The 20,797-nt window shown below is 44.9% G+C and carries 17 protein-coding genes and 1 pseudogene; 2 read left to right on the top strand and 16 right to left on the bottom strand.

Annotated features, from left to right (window positions below; translation table 11 throughout):
• Positions 1–78: 78 nt before the first annotated feature.
• Positions 79–1,068 (bottom strand): OmpA family protein, encoded by a 990-nt coding sequence (locus ACZ2XM_RS12535; protein WP_490588971.1) that lies wholly within the window; start codon positions 1,066–1,068, stop codon positions 79–81.
• A 953-nt stretch (positions 1,069–2,021) separates the two neighbouring features.
• On the opposite strand from ACZ2XM_RS12535, the gene ACZ2XM_RS12530 reads away from it, so the two are divergent.
• Positions 2,022–3,272, top strand: a complete 1,251-nt coding sequence (locus ACZ2XM_RS12530) for an NAD(P)/FAD-dependent oxidoreductase (protein WP_490588972.1) — start codon at positions 2,022–2,024, stop codon at positions 3,270–3,272.
• A gap of 55 nt (positions 3,273–3,327) precedes the next feature.
• A complete protein-coding gene (locus ACZ2XM_RS12525) occupies positions 3,328–3,666 on the top strand; it encodes a RidA family protein (RefSeq protein WP_490588973.1) in 339 nt (112 codons plus the stop codon).
• A 170-nt stretch (positions 3,667–3,836) separates the two neighbouring features.
• Here the strand turns inward: ACZ2XM_RS12525 and ACZ2XM_RS12520 are convergent, their stop codons facing one another.
• The 15 genes and pseudogenes from ACZ2XM_RS12520 to ACZ2XM_RS12450 form a co-directional block, all read right to left on the bottom strand.
• Entirely contained in the window at positions 3,837–4,271 is a 435-nt protein-coding gene (locus ACZ2XM_RS12520; RefSeq protein WP_490588974.1) for a hypothetical protein, read from the bottom strand.
• A 12-nt stretch (positions 4,272–4,283) separates the two neighbouring features.
• Positions 4,284–5,744 (bottom strand): hypothetical protein, encoded by a 1,461-nt coding sequence (locus ACZ2XM_RS12515; RefSeq protein ID WP_490588975.1) that lies wholly within the window; start codon positions 5,742–5,744, stop codon positions 4,284–4,286.
• A gap of 5 nt (positions 5,745–5,749) precedes the next feature.
• Entirely contained in the window at positions 5,750–6,607 is an 858-nt protein-coding gene (locus tag ACZ2XM_RS12510) for a DUF2345 domain-containing protein (protein ID WP_490589079.1), read from the bottom strand.
• Positions 6,608–6,769 (bottom strand): annotated as a pseudogene (locus tag ACZ2XM_RS12505) (type VI secretion system Vgr family protein); the annotation flags it as partial. It abuts the gene before it with no gap.
• Positions 6,770–6,781: 12 nt separating this feature from the next.
• Positions 6,782–8,680: a contractile injection system protein, VgrG/Pvc8 family gene (locus ACZ2XM_RS12500; protein ID WP_490588976.1), complete on the bottom strand. Its 1,899-nt coding sequence runs from the start codon at positions 8,678–8,680 to the stop codon at positions 6,782–6,784.
• Positions 8,681–8,713: 33 nt separating this feature from the next.
• The gene (gene tssA / locus ACZ2XM_RS12495; RefSeq protein WP_490588977.1) at positions 8,714–9,886 is read right to left on the bottom strand and encodes a type VI secretion system protein TssA; all 1,173 of its coding nucleotides are present in this window, start codon (positions 9,884–9,886) and stop codon (positions 8,714–8,716) included.
• On the bottom strand, positions 9,883–12,798 hold the full coding sequence (gene tssH / locus ACZ2XM_RS12490) for a type VI secretion system ATPase TssH (RefSeq protein ID WP_490588978.1): 2,916 nt from the start codon (positions 12,796–12,798) through the stop codon (positions 9,883–9,885). The genes tssA and tssH overlap by 4 nt, the downstream gene beginning before the upstream one ends.
• Before the next feature lie 60 nt (positions 12,799–12,858).
• A complete protein-coding gene (gene tssG / locus ACZ2XM_RS12485; RefSeq protein WP_490588979.1) occupies positions 12,859–13,944 on the bottom strand; it encodes a type VI secretion system baseplate subunit TssG in 1,086 nt (361 codons plus the stop codon).
• Complete coding sequence (gene tssF, locus ACZ2XM_RS12480; RefSeq protein ID WP_490588980.1) at positions 13,908–15,731, bottom strand: type VI secretion system baseplate subunit TssF; 1,824 nt, start codon at positions 15,729–15,731, stop codon at positions 13,908–13,910. Before tssF ends, tssG begins: the two co-directional genes overlap by 37 nt.
• Before the next feature lie 172 nt (positions 15,732–15,903).
• Entirely contained in the window at positions 15,904–16,383 is a 480-nt protein-coding gene (gene tssE / locus ACZ2XM_RS12475) for a type VI secretion system baseplate subunit TssE (RefSeq protein WP_490588981.1), read from the bottom strand.
• Positions 16,384–16,593: 210 nt separating this feature from the next.
• The gene (locus ACZ2XM_RS12470; RefSeq protein ID WP_490588982.1) at positions 16,594–17,097 is read right to left on the bottom strand and encodes an Hcp family type VI secretion system effector; all 504 of its coding nucleotides are present in this window, start codon (positions 17,095–17,097) and stop codon (positions 16,594–16,596) included.
• Between the two features lie 52 nt (positions 17,098–17,149).
• A complete protein-coding gene (gene tssC, locus ACZ2XM_RS12465; RefSeq protein ID WP_490588983.1) occupies positions 17,150–18,628 on the bottom strand; it encodes a type VI secretion system contractile sheath large subunit in 1,479 nt (492 codons plus the stop codon).
• A gap of 3 nt (positions 18,629–18,631) precedes the next feature.
• Positions 18,632–19,144, bottom strand: coding sequence for a type VI secretion system contractile sheath small subunit (gene tssB / locus ACZ2XM_RS12460; protein ID WP_490588984.1), 513 nt, complete (start codon positions 19,142–19,144; stop codon positions 18,632–18,634).
• An 83-nt stretch (positions 19,145–19,227) separates the two neighbouring features.
• The gene (locus tag ACZ2XM_RS12455; RefSeq protein WP_490588985.1) at positions 19,228–19,974 is read right to left on the bottom strand and encodes a hypothetical protein; all 747 of its coding nucleotides are present in this window, start codon (positions 19,972–19,974) and stop codon (positions 19,228–19,230) included.
• Between the two features lie 51 nt (positions 19,975–20,025).
• A complete protein-coding gene (locus tag ACZ2XM_RS12450) occupies positions 20,026–20,541 on the bottom strand; it encodes a hypothetical protein (protein WP_490588986.1) in 516 nt (171 codons plus the stop codon).
• Positions 20,542–20,797 lie beyond the last annotated feature (256 nt).

The following is a 20,797-nucleotide window of genomic DNA, read 5'->3' as shown; positions in this document are numbered from 1 at the left end:
ATAGGTGCACGAACCTCCCTGCAGTCAGTAGGTCACGTTCATCAGACTCACTGTAGGGGTTCGCAGTTCAATAAGAAGTTAGTTTTGGCTAATAGTGGCAACGACGCGCCGGTTACTCTGCCGGCCTTGCACTGTGTCATTGCTAGCGACCGGTTGGCTTTCGCCATAGCCGGTAGTCGTCAGACGCTGGGGATCAATGCTGTATTGCTGCATTAAATAGGTCTTAACGGCATTAGCGCGAGCTGTAGAAAGTTTGAGGTTATAACTGGCGGGACCTTTACTGTCCGTATGACCTTCTATAACTACTGTGGTGTTAGCATTAGCAGTTATAAACTGCGCTATATTGCTCAAGCGTGGATAATAAGTTGGTTGGATACGGCTACTGTCAAAATCGAATAAGACATCCAATGCGATAGGCATGTTAACGGTGACGGTGTCATCAATATTGGCAGGGGTTTGTGGTAACGCAGGAGTAAGAACAGTTGCTGGAATACTAGAGGCTGCCGCGGCTGGCTGCTCATTCACACAGCTAGTAACTACGCGATCAATCTGATGGGTTTGGCGGGTGCTATTGGCTAATAAAAGCTCAGCATCATCCAAGCTTATAGAACGAAGAGTAGGCTCTTGCGTAGTGTCGGAGACATCAACGGCGAAGAAATGTGTACTTTGATTCTCTAAGGCATGCTGCTGAGTCACTGCAGGCAGTAAGTTAGTCTTTTGGCCAGTTAATTGCGCACTGATTTCATGCTGGCCCGCACATACAATGGCCTCTGAATAGTGGCCAGGTTGCAGACTGGTGTGAAAGCGACCATCAATAGCGATATTGGCACTGGTCTCTAGCGGATCATTATCCTGCTTACGCACAATAATAACTCGACTTTGATGGTTAGGCAGCGGCTCTTGATTGGCCGAGTCAAATGCAGCTCCGGACTTGGTCCATGCCACTTGGTTCACTTGGCGCGCCCCGTCTATAGTAGAGGAAGGCTGAGGGGTTATTACCTGGCAACCCGTTAAAGTAATTGCCATCATTACCAAAGTCACATTAGTTACATTGAACTGAACTGTCATCGTTTAACTCCGAAAACTGCATTTATAAACCATAAAATCTATTGCTTAGAAGCTATTCACCTCTAAGACAGCAAACCGCATGAGTTACTCATTATTTAAATCGTTATAATTATTTATATGGAGCTGCTAGCAAAATACAGAGCGATAGATTGCACTTCTTGAATACCAAAAATATTCAGCTCCTATAGACTTAGTACTATTTTTTTAGTCATTTCTAATCTGTTTTTAGTTTAAATTGAAATTATTAACAAGCCTTTAGTAAAATTAAACAATCGTTCGGTTTGATGAATATTACGTCTTTAAATTGCAGTCATAACAGTAGGTTAACTTATGTTTATAGTCAAATTCTCTAGACAAACGGTGATTTCTACAGAATAAAAGGCGATAAATTCACAATAGTATTTTTTATTCTGCTTATTTATATGATTAGTGAGACTAAATGTCTTACAATCCTTATCCGAAAAAACTCTCCTAAAAATTCAATCTTATCGATGGCTGCACATTAATTTCATGGCTATGTTTTGTATCGGTAGTTATTAATTTTTTAGCTATTATATAGTGGCTTACCCTTACCAATCACTATTGGTATTGACCGCGCCAGTCTTATATAACTTAAAGTTATTATAATAAAAACTATTATGTTATTTGGGCTATTATCAGACCTAGTAATTGTGGTAAATTAAGCCCTATAAATCATAGCGGCTATTTTCTTAGTCCTATTGATTTGCACGCTCTATGTATCGCTTAACCGAGCTCTACTTATACGTGAGTACAGCCCAGTAAACAAAGCCTTAGCCCGTCAATGCACGCAGCAGACCCAGCCCTAATTATGTTAAGGCTGGTCGGCATAGTATTGATGGTATAAAACCGTTTTACTCTTATATTTCTATTCCATTAGCGATGATATGGCCGGTCCATATTGCTTACTTTATCCATAATTAAAAGGACTTTTTATGCGTTATCAAGTCATTGTCATTGGTGCAGGCATGGTCGGCACTTCTATTGCTTGGCACTTACAGAACAACGGCACTCAAGTTCTAATGTTAGATAAACGTCCGCCTGGTTCTGAGACCTCTTACGGTAACGCAGGACTAATCCAACGTGAAGCTATCCATACTCGTCCCTTCCCACGCCAACTCGTTGAACTGATTCGTGTCCTCCCCAATCACAGCACCGATATTCGCTATCGTTGGCCTGCTGTATTACGCTATCGCCAGGCTTTATTGAAATACTGGCAGCACTCGTCTCCTGCCGAGGTCAGCAAAATTGACCGCGAGTGGCAAACCCTGATTGAGCATTGCACTAGCGAGCATCAAGAGATGATTACTGCTGCTGACGCTGAACATCTGATTCGTCGCGTAGGCTGGATTGAGCTGCACCGTTCTGAAGATAAGTTCAATAACGCGGTGAAATTAGCAGGCGAAGCGGTTGAGCAAGGCGTCACCCATAAAGTCTTAACGGTTGCAGAATTGCAAGAGATGGAGCCCAACGTTGATTTCAAAGACTATGTTGGCGGTATTCACTGGTTAAACTCTTGGCAGGTGACCAACCCAGGTGAGCTCGTGAAAGCTTATGCTAAAGACTTCGAGGCCAAGGGTGGTGCTATCGCTGAGCACAGTGTGATAGCTATTGAGCCCTTTGAGGGCGGCTGGAAAGTCACGACAGACGATGGCGATTACTATAGTGATGACTTGGTTGTAGCTGCGGGCCCTTGGTCTTCTGATTTGATTGAACCCTTGGGCTATAAAATCCCCTTATTCCCAATGCGCGGCTACCATCAGCATTTTGAAGTGACGCAAAAGAACATGATCAATCACAGTATGATTGATATGGATATCGGTTTTGCGATGGGCCCCATGCAGCAAGGCATTCGTATCACTACTGGGGCAGAAATGACCTTGATGGATGCGTCGAAGAACTTCGGTCAGCTGACTTCCGTTATGAAACATGTGAAAAAAGTCTTACCTTTAGAAAACGCAGTCGAGTCAGAGGCTTGGTGTGGCTCACGTCCCTGTATGCCCGATATGAAGCCAGTCATCGGTGCAGCAGATAAGCATGACCATTTATGGTTTGCTTTTGGTCATAGTTTCCAAGGCTTTACCTTAGGTCCAGTCACCGGTCGTGTCGTACAGCAGCTGATGCATGGCCAAGAGCCTCTTATCGATTTAGAGCCGTTCAGCAGCAAACGCTTTGGCGATCAATAGACTTGAATATTAATCAAATTAAAGACCAATAAACCAAAATAAAGGCAGCTTAACTATGCAAAAATTTAAAAGTAACGCAAGAATGAGCCAAATCGTCATCCATAATCAGACGATTTATCTATCTGGACAAGTGGGTAATGTTGAAGAAGATATCTCAGCACAAACCTTGACTTGTTTGAATAAAGTCAAAGCGCTACTAGAAGAAGTCGGCAGTGATAAGTCAAAAATCCTCTCTGCTACTGTTTGGTTAAAGAGCATGGATGACTTTGCTGCGATGAATGCGGTGTGGGACGAGTGGTTTTCTGATACGTTGCCGCCTGCCCGCGCTTGTGGTGAGTCGGCGCTTGCTCACCCTGACCTGTTGGTTGAAGTGACGGTTATTGCCGCTGAATAAGCTCTAAATTGAAAGGTAGCCTGATAGGTTGCTTTCTTATCTTAGTTTTATGACCCTGCTTATACGACAAAGCGAGCTCTATTTTCTTAGGGCTCGCTTTTTTTAATATTAGGCTTCTCGATGAACAACTATCTTGGATTTGAAGGGGTTTTTGTAACTATTGAAAAATATTATGCTAAATTTTTTGCTAGCCACATACAGAGGCCCGTACCTAAAATCCATAAAAAACTTAAAAACATTGATACGGTGCATAATACTAACCATTTATAATGTTTTTCAATAACAGCTAAGGCTTTCTTTGGACTAAGATTTGGAAAAATCACATCATTATTTTCGTATTTTTTAAGAATCGTAAATCTATTAAGTTTCTTATACACAAAGTGGTAAATAAGAAACAAGGCCACAGCAAGCCCTTCAATATATATAATTTCATACAGATCAAGCTTACCTGTATAGTAATTTTCATCACCGTATAAATCACGACATATGGGTTTTAAGTTTTTTTGTGTATGATTAATAACAATCTGATGAGATATCATCCAAATAACTATTCCTCCTATGAAAATAGTTACACCTATCCATTCTATGGTCTCTTTAGTTATCATTATTCTATCTCATTATTCGTTTATTATATTAGCAGCCCAAACACCAGCTTCGCCTCCAAAGTACCCACCTGCTGCCCCACCAATTACTGCACATGCTCCAATTAACACAAAGCCCATCCCACCCGTTCCTATCCCAAATGCTGCAACAGCTACTCCTCCTGCAACTGCTCCAATTTTCGCCCCGCCAGCACCTCCTGCTAAACTCCCCTCAAGCTTTAAAGTCTCTTTTATAATAGTTTTTTGCGTATGATCACTGTCTCCAGTCTTGTAAGCATTACTAACATTGATAGTTGCATCTGCCACACTCACAGCAATCAATACATTCCCACCAACTTTGGTCGCTCTAGTTATTTTACCCATATTATCAAAGTTCTTTACGTAAGCTTTAATACCACCTTTATAATTTGTAGGTCGAGCATAAGCACTATTATTTAATTGCCGTCTTAAATTATTCGTTATTGCACCTGATTCCACTTTAAAGAAACTCTGGGAAAAAGCATTATCATATTTTTTAAATAGATGAGCATACTTTCTTTTAAATTTAGAAAAATGCTTAGGATTAGCATACTTAGTTGCTGTTCCGGATTTCCCCGCAGTTTTTTCAAACTCCATAGCTTCAATAATTGCTTTATAAGCCTTAGCTACTTCTTTATTACTTGCCTCTAAAAAGGTAACTATACCCTGTGACGTACCAGCAGCTATGGCGGCATGATTTATATCTTCAGACGGCTTATCAGCACTCTTTACAGGACTATTTGTAATGGCAACATATTCAGCATTTAATAAAATATCATGCAGGATATCAGCGTTGTAGGCCAGTATCTCAGCATCGAACTCTCTGTCTTTTTTCAAAGCCTCAATTTTATCTTTAGCAATTTTCGCCTGCTTTTTTGCTTCTCTTAACTCATTATTTTCTTTGTTTGTATTAGCAAGAATTACAATATCACCTGGTTGTAAGCGTAATACAGGATCACCTATCAAATGGGGATTGTTTTTACGGAATATATTTTCTTCTCTAATGCTAGGGGTATATTTATAGATTCTATTAAGAAAGCTATCTAACGTTTCTTCTATTTTCACTAGATGCCACGCCACCTCTGTACGATCAACAAGGACTTCTTTAATAGTATTTGAGTCCTTCATTGATGATGCGGGTGTTGTTTTCAGTTTGTATTTGCTATGTGATCCTTTATGACTATAAGGCTTAGCTGTCACCTTGATTACTACCGTCCCATTCAGCTTAATATAATAAGTAATTTCGTCAATTTTACGTAACGGTAGCTTATATTCATGAGTTAGCCCTTGATTGTTAAAACTTTTATTCTCCGCCAATCTTACCTTTTGCTTTGAGCCAGTTGTTCTTTGATAAGTTGCTTCTCCACTAGCATAAGTGATAACAAGGTCGTATCTAAATTTATTGATATCTACTTTGTCTGATACAGCAAGGTTTAAACCTGTATATTTAGTTGCCATCTCTATTAAGCCCCTTTATTAGACTCAGACTCAGACTCAGCTTCAGCTTCAGCATCTTGCTGTACTATGACATGGAGCTCATAGTTCTGCGGCTCTTCATCAACGATGAGCTTTAACTTACCCTCGTAGTCAGTGGTATGAATTTCAGTCGTCCCATCTGGCTTAAATAATAAGCACTTAGCATGTGCAATCGGATTATCGTCCTGATCATATGCAATATATCGCAAATAATAATCAAGACTTTCAGCCAACTTTGCTTTGGGTAAATGAATTATTGGCAAACTCAACCCACTCCCACTCCCCCAATCCAGCTTACTGGCCTTATAACCCGCTTGACTCGGCGTGATAAAGGTCACATTGCCCCCAGTCATCTCAATGCCACTGCCCGCTGCTTTTAACGTCAGTGTATCGGGCGCGATGATCTCGATACTGTCTCGGCTATGGATGCGTAGCGTCTGCTCACTGTCTAGACGCATCTCGCTTTGATGTGCCTGCAACGTCATATCGCCATGGGTAGCGGTATGAGTTTGTGATTTATTTGAGTAGTAGTGAATGTCACCCGATGCCAGCTGGTTCATCTGCGTCTGACTGTGGTGGTGAGTATCGTCTGTAGCATGCGAGTGCGTATTTTGAGTGCTGGTATGTTGACTATGTTGACCCGTCATAATTGCAAGATGACGTTGTGAGTCGATAAGCACATGCGGCTGTTGCCATTGACCGGATTCGCTGAGCACACTGTAATTAGTATCTTGGCTGACTTTGGCAAACGGTGTCTGTTGCTCTCCTGATTGCCCTGAGCCTTTATTATTTGAGTTGCTAGTGGTTTCCACCAGCCCCACAGGTTGATGAGTCTCGGCCAGCATTTGATACGCTTGAAGATGTTGATCAGCGGTTTGCAGCTTGCTGTGGCTATCATGACTCATATGCGAGTCGCTTTGGTTATGGTTGCGACTGCTAATGTGGATGCCTTTGGCCCCTTGCAGCGTCCCTGCCGCTTGTGTCTCTAAACTTATACCACGACCTCGCGCTTGGCCGCGTTAATGGTCAGTATGCTGGTACAGTAGACCTAGAGTGAGATTGCTCTGGTGACTGCTGCTATAGAGGTTGATCTGCGGGCTATCAGGATGTTGGTCAAATACAATTTGGTTGTAGCCATTGACCAGGCTGTCCTTATTGGCATCGCCCGTCCGACTTGAGTCGATACTTTGGGTTTTGATGCCGTCGATAGGATGGGCATGGCTTTGATTGATAAACCAAACCGGACTGGTGGCATCGATGGCATCGGAGTCACTGGCTATGCTGTTATGTTGGGCATCAGAATTACCGACCCCATTATGGGTACTGCCTACAATGACCGGATGGGCGATATCACCACCGATAAAGTCGACTAACACGTGCTGACCATGACGCAGTGGATGGGTCTGACCCATATGATCGGCGACTAGGTGACTAGCGATAGGGACCCAATGTGCGGTGTCATCGCTAGCTTCATTGTCATCATTTTGCCAGTGATAGTGGATATGCGCTCGGTGATTACGGTCTGTCGTGACAGCCTGGCTATCCGTGTCGATAATACTCGCACTCATCAGTCCAGTGAGACTGGGATGTGGCTGGCCAAGTTGCGCTAATTGTGTAGCAAAGGGTATATGATGATGATGCGGGAATGGCAAATATAGGGCGGTGATTTCATGAACTTCTTGATCTTGAGTGTTTGCATCCTCTTTAGCCATTGGCTTCGGCTGCAGGGTGATGGGATCAAACTGAGCTTTGCCCAACCAGTCGATAGGCAAGTGGTTATTAATACGGTGATGGATAGCAGCCAGACTGATAGGCTCCGTGATAAAAGGATTGCCCTCAACCAGATGCGCACTGGGCAGGGTCAGGTGACGTATGTTCCCTTGCAGCATTCCCATATGGGCATACTGCTCTTGAAGATATTGATAGCGGCTCGCCAACTCGGTAAGCATCTCATCGTCCATTCGAGTCTGACTGCGTAGAAACCTTGCATGCTCGCTAGGATATTTCAGCGGCTGGTCACTGCTATGTGAGCCTGAATATTGGCCCATTAATCTATTGTCATAGCGAGACAGTTGCGACTGGCCAAGATGATGGCGAAGCTTGGGTTTTATACTAGTCACTCGGTCTTGGCGATCGGCAAGGTTGGCAGGATTTTGACTGAGAATACTATGAATGTCAGCCGCATCTGCTCTCAGTACTTCAGCATCATGGGGGACGAGTACGAGAGTATGACCATCGACTTCATGACGGTAGTAACCCGTAATGCCAAATAGTGCCAAATGATATTGTAGGTAGGACAGATCGGTCTGATTGTATTGGACACTATGCTGGATGTGACAGTCTTTAAGTTGATCATCGATTTCGATGTCTAGCTCATAAGGGCTAATTATTTTTTCAATTAGCTCAGCCAGGCTTAAATGATGATGGCGGCGATTATGACTGGCCAATCTCAGCTGTGCTAAGCCCGGCTCACAAATGACTCGATATGCCGCCATACCTTGATTGCTACCCAGTGCCGTTACTTCAGTAATGATGCCATGGCGGGTTTGTGTGGGCATCATCAAGTCGCCGGTCCCCCAGTGCAGTGCAACACCCTGCCCTATCCAGCCCTCAACAGCTAGATCCGCTTGGTCATTCATTAGCGTGATGCTGTAGCGAAAGCCACAATACAGCGCCAACTGCTGGTCTCTAAAAGACTGCTCGAAATCATGAGCCCCTCTATCCCGGCTCTGACCTTGATGATAGGGATTAGGATAGTCATTAGGAGCGGGCAATAGTGCAGCCGCATCCCACACCGTTGCCGGTAGCGCTGCGCCAAGCAGACTTTCACAGAGCTCAGCTTGGCTGATAAGGCTACTAGCAATATCGGGATGCTCACAAGTGAGCTGAAGATGCCGGTACGATTGGGTCCATGCCATGTCACACTCCTTAATTAGGGATTCAATAAGCGGTTAATAGCTCTCTTCTGCAGGTTTGATGCCGATGATGTCAGTAAGAGCGGTTAGCTGCTCTTCATTTTTGATGACATGAGTCAACCACTGATCTAGCGGCATGTCAGCCCACTCAATCGCCCGTCCTAATAGATAAGTTACCGGGCTATGCGGCTCATTACTGGCAAAGTAGTCTTGTATTTGGCTTAACAGCTTGAGGGCTTGCTGGCGATTGGCTCGATGGTCACGGCTTTGCGGATTAAAGTTAGTAGGCTTAATTGATTGAACCATTGGCTGAGAATGAGTTGAGGGGCCACTCGTCTGACTGTCATCATGCTCTTGACCTGCTCCGTCTTCATTGTCATTAGCCATTGCGTCCTCGTCGCTAGTCTCTTCTGCCAAATGTTGGGGGAGCAGAGGTTTTATATGCAGAATCATGGCAGCTATTAAGTCTGTCACCGGCGCAAATACTGGCGCATCCATTCCCATCAAGTCATTAAGCTGATCAGTGAGCGCGTGCCATTGTGAGCTGATAACACCTAGCTCACGTATCAGCGTCTGCTGCCAAGCCCGGTCACTATGTTTAATAGCGTGGTAATAGTCATTGAGGTTAAGTTGGCCTTTGATATCACTGTCTGGATTTTGCAGACGTTGCTTGTCATGATCCCGGGCTGTCAGGTAGTGATTATAGTTATAGAGCCCCGAGCCTCCCTCTGAAGGGTCGGATAGAGGCAATTGTTTGAGGTCTTCTGTGAGCGCTTTGACAAACCATGAATATAATCCTGCTCGGATATCCATACTGTCTTCTTCACCATCAAGTGGCGGATACATGGTGAGCCAATACTCTTCATGCAAGGCCAGTAATAATGACAGACCATAGTTGATACCTGCCAAATGATCCGTGTGACTGAGAGCATCCGTATACCAAAGGGCTAGCTTTAAATCCTTGCTGGTATGCCTCAATAAGTCGGCACATTGGGATTTCACAAAGTCCCAATCCGCAACTTTTAGCTCAGTGACCCAATTGCCTTGAGCCAATAGCGGGTCATCAGCTTGGCGGGCAGCGACTATAGCATCGAGCCTTTGATCAAAGGTAAGGTCTTCTCCTACCCCATGGCGACTGTCGGTAATAGGAGCGACGAGGGTCTCTATAGAGGGAAACTCAGGAGCTGACTGCTGATGGGAGGTGCTCATGGCGCTATCTCCTCGTCCTGAGACAGTGGCAGATCGCTAGATGGAGCGGACGGAGCCTTATCACCCTGATTAGCAGTACTTTCCAAATGATTATCTTGCTGGTTACCAGCCGCTACCTTCTCTGAATTCTCGATGACAAGATCGTCCTGTTCCCTTTCACTTTGATGAACGAGTTGGCTCAAAGGTACGATATCCTCTATCGCCAATCGGTAAGCAAACTGATCGTTGTCATCGACGAATACCGTAACGCTCGTCAAGACGCTTTCATGATGATCATGAGCCAACAGCTTGGCAGCCAGTTGGGGTAGTAACGTATGACTAATGATGGCGTCCGCATTACGCGCTCCCGAGTCCACTTCGTGGCAGCGAGATAAAATCAGTTCGATCACCTCAGCATCAATATGACAAGGCACCTCATAATTTTGTTGTAGCCGCAGGCTGATTTTATCGAGTTTGAGGCGAATGATTTCGGCCAAGGCCTCATCAGTAAGTGGATAATAAGGAATCACGGTGAGTCGACCCAAAAATGCGGGTTTAAAGACTTTATACAACTGCGGATTGATCAGCTGTTTTAAGGCCTGACTACCAGGTAAGGTAAAGGTAGAGTTTTCCAGGTCGGTATTAATACAGTGTTGCATGATGACTGAAGAGCCCACATTACTAGTGAGTAATATCAAAGTGTTCTTAAAGTCAATCACTCGCCCCTCACTGTCTTCCATCACCCCCTTATCAAAGACTTGATAAAACAAGTCTAAGACATCTGGATGTGCCTTCTCGACTTCATCAAGCAGCAGGACACTATAAGGCCGACGTCTGATAGCTTCAGTTAGTACCCCGCCTTCCCCGTAGCCAACATAACCCGGAGGTGAGCCTTTTAGCGAGGCGACACTGTGCGCCTCTTGGCACTCCGACAGATTGATGGTAATTAGGTTACGCTCACCCCCATACAGCACCTCAGATAAAGCCAGCGCTGTCTCAGTCTTGCCGACGCCGCTAGGCCCTACTAGCATAAACACCCCTTGCGGTCGATTGGGATCATCCAAGCGTGCTTTGGCAGTATGAATGCGTTTGACGATAGCCTCGATGGCATGGTCCTGACCTATGACCCGCTGCTGCAGGGTATCTGCTAGGGTGAGAATATGGTTTTTTTCATCCCCCGCCATATCCGTCAAGGGAATCCCAGTCCAGTCCGAGATAATTTGTTTAATCACCAGTTGATCTAGGACAGGATGTACCAAACGACAAGAGGTCTGGGCTTCTTTAAGCGCCTGCTCCAACGTTTGATACGCTGCTTGCCTATCAAGGCGATCACCAACTTCAAGCTCCCCTATAAGCGCCGCATTTAAACTATCTAACTCAGCACTCAAAGACCGCTGCGTTTGCCATTGAGTCGTCATATCCGTGATTTTCTGTTGATTCTGTTGGCGCTGATCATCGAGTAAAGCGATCTGTTGGCTGAGCTTGTCTTTGTCATCTGCCCCGCCGACTCGCTCAAGTTGTTGAGTTAAATTGTGCAGATGTAGTTGAAGCTGACTGTCGAGGGCGTTCAGCATATCCAATGGGTTTGGGGTAGCCGTCTTAGATAGACTCACTCGAGCCGCCGCAGTGTCCAATACACTGACCGCTTTGTCCGGGAGCTGACGATCACTGATATACCGTGCTGATAGCTCGACGGCCGCGCGCAGGGCATCATCCTCAATAGTAATGTCAAAGTGATCTTGCATCTTTTGGCTAAGGCCACGAATCATTGCTACCGCCGTATCGATGTCAGGCTCTTCCACCTTGACGACTTGAAACCTTCGAGATAATGCGGCATCTTTTTCAAAGTATTTTTTGTATTCTGACCAAGTGGTGGCTGCAATAGTTCGCAACTCACCGCGAGCTAGTGCCGGCTTAAGTAGGTTAGCCGCATCATTCTGCCCGGCCTGCCCCCCAGCACCAATCATCGTATGGGCTTCATCGATGAATAAAATGATAGGGCTAGGTGAAGACTGAACCTCTTCGATGACTTGCTTTAGGCGGTTTTCAAACTCGCCTTTGACACTAGCGCCAGCTTGCAGTAAGCCTAAGTCCAAGCTGCAAATAGCCACGTCTTTTAGCTGATCGGGGACACTGCCGTCTACGATTTTCTGTGCTAGGCCTTCGACCACAGCAGTTTTACCTACGCCCGCCTCCCCCGTCAAAATGGGGTTATTCTGCCGGCGCCGGATTAAAATATCGACCAACTGATGAATTTCAAACTCGCGACCGATGACGGGATCGATTTGACCCGAGTCGGCTTTTTTTGTGAGATTATAGGTATATTTATCGAGAGCTGGAGTAGCTGCTACGCCTTTAGCTTCCTCGACTGTGGCGCTGTCCGCTTTATCTAGGCTACCGTCCTCTCTCTGAGTAGGCTTAGGGCTACTGTTAATAGTACTGGCACTGGCTTCAGTACTGCCTTTACATTGACGCTCATAGTCATCTTTGAGCGCCATTCGATCAATATATTGCAGCTCATCGGGCAGCTCGGCCAACCGCACCTGATATCGCTCATAAGTCAGCAAGACTAATAGTATATGACCGGAACGAATCTCAACCTGACCCCCTTTGCATCCCTGTTGGCTGCTCGCGACTTGCCAGGCATCTTCTAAAAGCGCTATTAGCTGCTGACTAAACACGGGCGTCTCGCCTGCCCCTTGGTTCTTCTGCATTAGGGCTGTCTCAAGCGCCTCTATAACGGATTGACTAGCGATTTTATTGGTTTTGAGAATTTGTACGACATCATTATGCGAAGTAGTCACCAACTCATGGAGGAGATGGACGATATCGACTTCCTTATGTCCCAAATCGATACAGTATCTAGCCGCCTGCTGCAGGCATTGACGACTGCTAGGACTCAGTCGAGTAATCACCGCCTTTAATTGGCTCATAGCTTTATCCTTTTATTTCGTCTTTAGGTAATCGTTTATAGGGATCAATAGCGTCAAGATTTATTGAATGGGTAGCGCAAAGCGTGTGTCGCTATGATGCGACTTAGCAGGGGCAGTCAATAAAAACCCGCCTCGTCCCAAACTGCCAAAACTATCTTCAGACAACGACAATGACTTAATATGCGCTTTGTCGAGCTCCAGTTGTATTTCTACCGCCAAGCTGACTCCGCACCATTTCCGGATAAAATCGACGATAACTTGGTACATATCGCCTGCAGGTAGCAATCTTAAGTAGCGATCATTATCTAAACAGTGAAACACCACACGAATTTTACTGTCGAACTGGACGACCCGCTCTCCACAGAAAGCCGAGACCCCAAGTGCGGCAAACTCACCGCCTAGGGCTGACTGCTCCTCATCTGGCAAACTAAACCATTCCGGGACAAACTGCTCCACACTCACCTTAATGTCTAAAAAGTTGCTCAATACCTGTGACAACTGGTCGGCGGTCAGACGTCCCGGTGCGATCATCCCAGCATAGGCAATGAGACTATCGATGGCCGTCAGTTTTTTGGGTTGTCTGGCAAGCGCGCGCAGGCACAGCAAATAGTTGTCTTTATTGCTGTCGAGTTCATACTGTAATGGCAGGTTATAAAACCAGCTAGACGCCACATACAGCTCTGTCAGACGGTGATTAAATAGGTCCAGAAACTCCGGAGCGGCCTTATCTTTGGCATGAGTCACTCGTGAAGCCAAGTAATCGGTATATAACGCTGGTAGTGCTGACAATGGACCAGTCAGGCCTATCACGGCTGGATATAACTCGACCTGTCTAGGCCTGTAATTTACCGAATGTGTTGATTTTGGCTTACTTCCTAGTCCTAGCTTTTGCATAATGGCTGTATCTTCTTGCCCGCCTGCTTTTAGCGAAGCGTCGCGACCTTCTTGCCATGCTAGAGTCATCGACTCAATTTCGGCTAGGGGAAAAGCTAAGGACAAAGAAGCTCGATAGCGCACCTTAAGGGGCTGATGACCTAAGCTATTTTCGTGATACAGCAAGCGAACTGCTTGCAGCAGCTCATAGCTTTGTGGTTGGGCTATTAATTCGCTTAGATAAGAGGACTGAGACCACTGCGCGGTTGACACCGGAACACCTCCTTTTTAGTCGTTGCATCAGAAATCACCACTTCAACGAAGCTATTCAAACTGGCGTGATAGCCAAAGACAAATGCCAGTAAATAGGTAAATTGCCGAATACTCACTCCGGAAAACTGCTTTTGGTTAATGGCGATATTGACAACCGTCCCGCGAACAAATCCCGGTTGCGGTGAGCGCTGAATGCGTCTGGCTTTAATACTCGTGGTGATGGACACTATCCCCTCGACCAGCTGTTTGTTTGCGGCGGATTGCGTGATGTCATAGAGTGACAGGTACTCTTTCATCAATTCGGCATCTTGCGCAGCAAGCGATAAAAAGTTTAAGCTGATTAGTGAAATTAGGCGCCAACGTTCCTCACCGGTATAGTCAAACCTAGCGGTTCGAGTAGGTTGTTTGAGCAAAGACAGGCTACCAAAACTGCTCATACCCTCAGCAAAGAGATCACCTCGATTTTGGCCAAATACAATCTGAGAAGGCAAGTCTCTATTGGTGCACTGCAAAGCTATGCTCATACTGGTCGAGCCGCCCAAGTCCTCTCGATGCTTTTCTACAAACAGGATTTGATAGTCAAACCCCTGCTTAAATTCGGCTAAGTCTTTATCTCGTTTAATATGATAATAGCGGCCTTCATCTTGCTGCTCATAGTGATTGAGGGCATAAAAAGGGTGGTAGTCCCGTTGGATTAACCGGTTGTTGTTTTGTTTGGACTCGATTACTTTGAGGACATCATAGATTTCGTGATGATACGGTGCCCGTGTGTCTGGGACCAAATCGTAATAGACTGACCTGTGGCTCACTTGGATAGGTTTAGCGGCTAATTTGAAAAGATTAACGACGGGCGTGCAAAATAGTTTGATACTGCTAATGCTCAGCTGTTGAAGATTTTTTAAGCGAATGGTGTTTTTTTTATCAAACTTAAAATAGCATCGAATCTCAAATCCCGACGCGTTGATTGCTAGATCCGGGCAGACTTTACCCAAATCTAAACGTAGGAAATTGAACTTTTCGGGGAAGTAGAAATACTCTTTTAATAGACTGGCTGCTGCATTGCTCACCCGCTGATTAGGCAACACTTGCTGTTCAGTAGCAAAGCCTACTAACTCAAAGGGACTGCCGACCATCTTTTTGGTTTGCTCACCGCAGATATGGGTCTGCTTGATATCACAACATAACAAGTCCCAAAGACTCGTTCCTTGACTAGCATCCTCGTCGATATATAGGTCTAAGGGGTATTGTAATAGGGCTTGATAATCAAAGCTGGCGTTAAGGCCCTTAACCTTGATACTAATACAGCCATTCAGGTAGCCATACTGATGATCATAGACTTCTTGGCCTGTCTCAAAACTCACACTCTCCATCTGGAGCGGCATGAGGGCTACCGCTTGCGTCGACTGAAATTTACAGGCTATACCATTCACTTTTTGCGTCGCAAACTCACTACGAACGGGCATTTCGACAGGGGCACTTAACGCGCTAGCTTGCACGCCTAAGTTAAATTGCGCGATCGAGACTGAGGGAAAAGGCTTGAGGTAATCGGGATAGACGACTTCTAATAACGACTCTGTAAAGTCAGCATAGGAGTCATCTAATTTCTTATTAATACGAGCGCTAATGAGTGAGAACGCTTGGATCAACCGCTCAATATGAGGGTCTTCCACCGTATCATGCGCCATTAATAAACGATTTGCGATTTTGGGGTATTTTTTAGCAAATTCTTTGGACTGCTTATTAAATAGGCTGAGCTCATGTTCAAAGTATGGGAGTAGACTGTCCATATTGCCTCTAAGTGGTTCAATATTGGTCGTTCTAAAAAGGGCATTTTTTATTGGTTATGACTGACGTTTTTAGTAACTTACGTTTTAAGCGACTGACGTTTCAAGCTATTTAGGTTTACATTATTTTGGTTTGAATTATTTTGGTTTAAATTGATAAGGTTTACAGTAATAGCTACTTCACTTGATAGCGCTGTGAGCTCGGTTCAAAAAAAGCATCAAAACTGACCAACTCTTGGGCCGGATAGACTTTGAGTAACGCTTCAATAGAAAAGCACAGTTGATTAACTTCTACCGCGCCAATATCCAAACTGACTCGAACATTTTTTAGCCGAGAGTCCTGCTGCTCTACTGTGCTGGCAATCTGCCGACAGATGTAGTCACAGTCCATTGGATTAGCACTACTTAACCCAACGAAATCCAGAATCCCAAAATTTAATATGGAAGACCGTACTAGCTCAAATTTTTCAACGCGTTTGCCAACTACCGAACGGGTGTTGAGCAAGGCTTCTAAGTCGCGAGCAACTGAGGTTTTTAACTCATCGATATTGAGCCGACGAATCAATAGCTGATCTCCTACTTGCTGCGGACTGTCGTCAAATAGCTGCTCAAACAAATTGGGACGAAAGCCAAGGTCTTTGACACCAAAATTCATGACTCTAGAGCTCCTAGACAATGAATGTAATCAAAAATGTAATCAAATGGGTGCTAACTCTTAAAACTAACGCTCTAAGGCCAAGGTGATATAACGAGAATAGAAATAAACTACGGCAATTAAATTAGAAAAAGAAAGGCCTACCTACAAACCTTTCTTATAAAGTAAAGTGAAACAATCAGAGACTCTCATCATTCTTATCCGCTTTAGTTAAGCGGTGTAAGTCGCAGTATTATTCGCTAATGACCATTTTTTCGTCACTGCGCCTTTCGCTGACCCATCGATATCTTGTTGGGTATACGTCCACTCTACAGCAGCGTACTTAATACCGAAGACTTCTGTCGGGACACCTTCTTCTTCTACTGATGGCTCTACAGCGGCAATCAGGGCATGCTTGAGTTTAACTTCAAGATACTTAACCCGTTTGTCACCATTGGCACGATAGAAGTCGACTTGGACCTCATCAAAGGTATACCCTGCCGAACACGCTTCCCAAAGTTTTGGACTGGTAGAATCCAAGTCTTTCATAAACGTCATGTCAGCATGTTCGCAACGCTCAGAGGTATGACCACCCACACTACTCGCAGTAGCTGATTTAGGTTGGCGAATTAAATGATCCCAAGTATTGACCTCCAGCCAGCCTCTATGCTCGCTATCTCGAGACTCGCCATCAATCTTATATTTACCGCGAAACTGAATATAAATATCCTTCATACCATGCACCTTTTATTAGTGGATTAAGTTTAGCCTTACAGGTTGCTATCGATTAGCTGTTACTGGACTGCGGTAGCTGAGTGACTAGCCGCAAAGAAACAGACAATTCGTCTAGCTGAAAATGTGGTCGTAAAAAGACCACAGACTTGTAGACCCCAGGCTTACCGGGAACTTCTACAACTTGAACAGAAGCTTCGCGCAGTGGGTACTGAGCTTTAGCTTCTTGTGAGGCGCCATCATCTAACAAGACATAGCGGGATATCCAATCATTCAAAAAGGCTTCGACATTACCTGCCGCCAAAAAACTACCGACTTTGTCGCGCATCATGGCCTTTAAGTAATGGGCAATTCGTGAGACCGCCATAATGTACTGCAGTTGGGTAGAGAGCACTGCATTGGCATTGGCATCGTCATTCTGATAAGTCTTGGCTTTCTGAACGGATTGTGCGCCAAAGAACGCCGCATAATTAGTATTTTTACAATGGACTAAAGGAATGAATCCTAAATCGCTCAGTTCTTTTTCGCGGCGATCGGTAATCGAAATCTCTGTTGGGCATTTCAGTGCCAAATCCCCTTCATCGGTCTTAAAAGTATGCACTGGCAACCCTTCGACCAACCCACCACCTTCTACACCACGGATAGCTGCACACCAGCGATAATCTGAAAAGGCTGACGTCAAACGAGAGGCAAAGGCATAAGCCGCATTCACCCAGAGATAATCGCAATGATCCGCCCCTGAAACATCCTCAATGAAATTAAAGCCTTCAACGACCGTCCCATCTTTAGGGTTATAAGGAAGTCGGCCTAGGAAGCGTGGGACCGTTAGGGCGACATAACGGGCATCTTCTGACTGACGAAAAGCTCGCCAGCGAATATACTCCGCCGTCTCAAATATTTTGGACAAGTCACGGGGACGACCAATATCCGTAAAGGTCTCTAGACCAAACATTTCCGCAGAAGCTGCGGAGACAAATGGCGCATGGGCCGCTGCCGCAACGTGGGAGAGTTGCTCAAGCAAATACATATCCGCATTTTGTCTAGTAAACTCAAAGTCACCCACTAAGGCTGCATAAGGCTCACCCCCAAAGCTGCCAAACTCCTCTTCATAAATCTTTTTGAATAGCGTACTTTGGTCAAAGTCGATCGATGACTGAAAATCCTTCGTCAGTTCGCGTTTGTTCGTATTGAGCATACGGATTTTTAACATTGACTCTGACGGAGTCTGACTACATAGGTAGTGCAAGCCGCGCCAGCTGGACTCAAGCTTTTGAAACTCAGGGGCATGCATAATAGTACTGAGCTGCTTCGATATCAGAGCATCTATTTGAGCGATACGACTGTCAATAGACGCCGCTAAATTGTCAGAAATAGTGACCGTACCTTGCATGACTTCATTGGCCAGTTCTGCAATCTGGTGCTTAGCACGGATTTTTTCGTCATCAGATTTGGCAATATTACTTTCATTGACAATCTCCTCCAGCAAGTCATAACTTTCAGTGGTTTCGGTGCTCTGTTGGGCTTGGGCATTCATACCTTACTCCTCGCTATCGCTTAAATTCTGTTCTGCCATTTGTTTGACTTGCTCAGTATTTTTTAAGACATCGTCCAATAAATCTTCTAGCTTTTCATTGGCAGATATTTTATTTCGCAAGTCGGCTAAGCGATCTCGCGCCTCAACCAGCTGTCGCAAGGGCTCAACTTGATTCGCTACCGCTTCTGGGCGGAAGTCATCGATGCTATTAAAGGCTAGATCTACCGCAAACTCTCCTGCCTTCTCACTCAATTCATTATCGACTCGAAACGTCGCTCGTGGTGCCAAGCCAGACATCACTTCATCAAAGGTATCTAAATCTACTTCGACGAACTTCTTATCTTTTAATCGCGGTTGCTCAAGGGTCGAGTCACCTGAGAACTCCCCCAACACCCCGACTACAAAAGGAATCTCCTTGGTCTCAATAGCGTCCCCAATCTCTACGTCATAAGTCAAATGCACTCTGGGTGCGCGAACTTTCGCTAATTTTTTTTGTACGCTATCTTGTCTGGCCATAGTCGTCCCCTAAGTAATGGTTGTTTTGCGCTAATGGATTTAAAGGTAAATAGAATGAGTAATACGTATTTTTCTTACTAGCCTCACCGCAATATCTTAAAGGGATCGCCAGAGCTAGAGCGTCTCCGACTGGCAGCAGGTTTTGCTACAGGCCGTCTCGCCTGCGGCTTTGGTCTTACTACAGGTGGTTTAACTCTAGCTCTAGCTCTAGGTTTTGCAGGCGTTCGCCTACGAGGGGTAGCTGCAGTGGTTCTGACAGTACGAGGTTTTCTAGTACTGCTGCGTCGAGAGCTGGAAGTATTTCGCCGTTTTACCGCTCTCTTATTAACTCTGGCACGGACGACTGGCGGTTTTGGCAAGGACTCGTCATAGTTAAAGCCATAGACATCACCATACATCTTGCTTATCGCGAACTGATACTCTTGAAAAAATTCGGCATCAACGTCAGGACTTAGGTAGCCCGAGCGCAATTGCTGTTCAGCGACACTAGCGCTGTTATCGAGCAATATCTTTTCAAGTTTGCTCGTACTAGAACCCTGCTCTATGGCCTCACTAGCGGCGTAGAGTGCATACAGCTCATAGCCATTATGATCATAAATCTGCGCCAATATTTCCCATGCCAAGGCATCCTTCGGGTTATTAGTCACCCGCTGATTCAAATCGGCAACTAATTGATGCAGTTCCACTGAAGTAGGGTCAGCATCTAGTAGCAGCGCGTATCTATTGGTAATGCTTGCCCCAGGGTCCTTTTCTTGAATTGTTAGTTCTGCATGAGCGCCACTTAATGCCCCAAGCATAATCAACATGCCAGTAACTGCTGCTTTAACCAAACCACTACTCCCTCTATTTCTCAATTATTTTTATAAAAACCTTGCATAGCTTTAGTCTGTTAATGCCACTTTTTGCGTATTAATTAGGCTAGTCATCACAGTGAGTGACTGCTTTAAGTCCGCTTTGTCATCGGCGCTCATTGCTTTGTTTTTATGAAAAGCATGGCTATTATTTTGCATAATTTTAATAGTGGCTAATAAAGCGATCTGACGTGCTGGCAATAACGCTTCGTCGATATCTAGCGCTATATTGGCTGCCCTCAATGCCCGCGCATAATGCTGTTCCTGATAGAGACTCGTGGCAATATCTACCCATTGCTCGGCACTCCAATCATCGCTCTTTTCATCCACTACAGCTTCCCCTAGCAATAAACCTCCCACTGAGGGTGCGCTAAGTTCAGCGGGAGGAACGTACTGGGGCAAAGGCTCGATGGCCAATACTGAAGTTTCTGCTTTTGGTCCTGATTGGCAGCCTGTTAATAATAGACAAGCGCTGCAAGTCACTATTAGTAAGCTAGAGGGTAGAAAGCTAGGGGATATCGATCGATTAATTAAGGTGTGAATCATAAGTATCCAGTATTCCATCTAAGGTAATCAAAAAAGTCAAAAGCAAAGCTTGCTCAGAAGTCTCTTATCTTTATTTGTTAGCAGCTAGTCCTGCCTAATTTTGTTTATTGTTATAAATGACACAATAGTTAAGCTCGCCTCTCTTATTAAATAAGTCCATGAAATTCTAAATAATCGTGAAGACCACATACCAATTTTTTTAGTAAAAGTTATGAAATAGGCCTAAAAATTAACCTACTTTAGACGATTATTTTAA

It is taken from the genome of Psychrobacter sp. CoH-33_TS_01, from assembly GCF_058189395.1.
The sequence above is the reverse complement of the archived record's forward strand: the minus strand, read 5'-3'. Positions and strand labels throughout refer to the sequence as shown.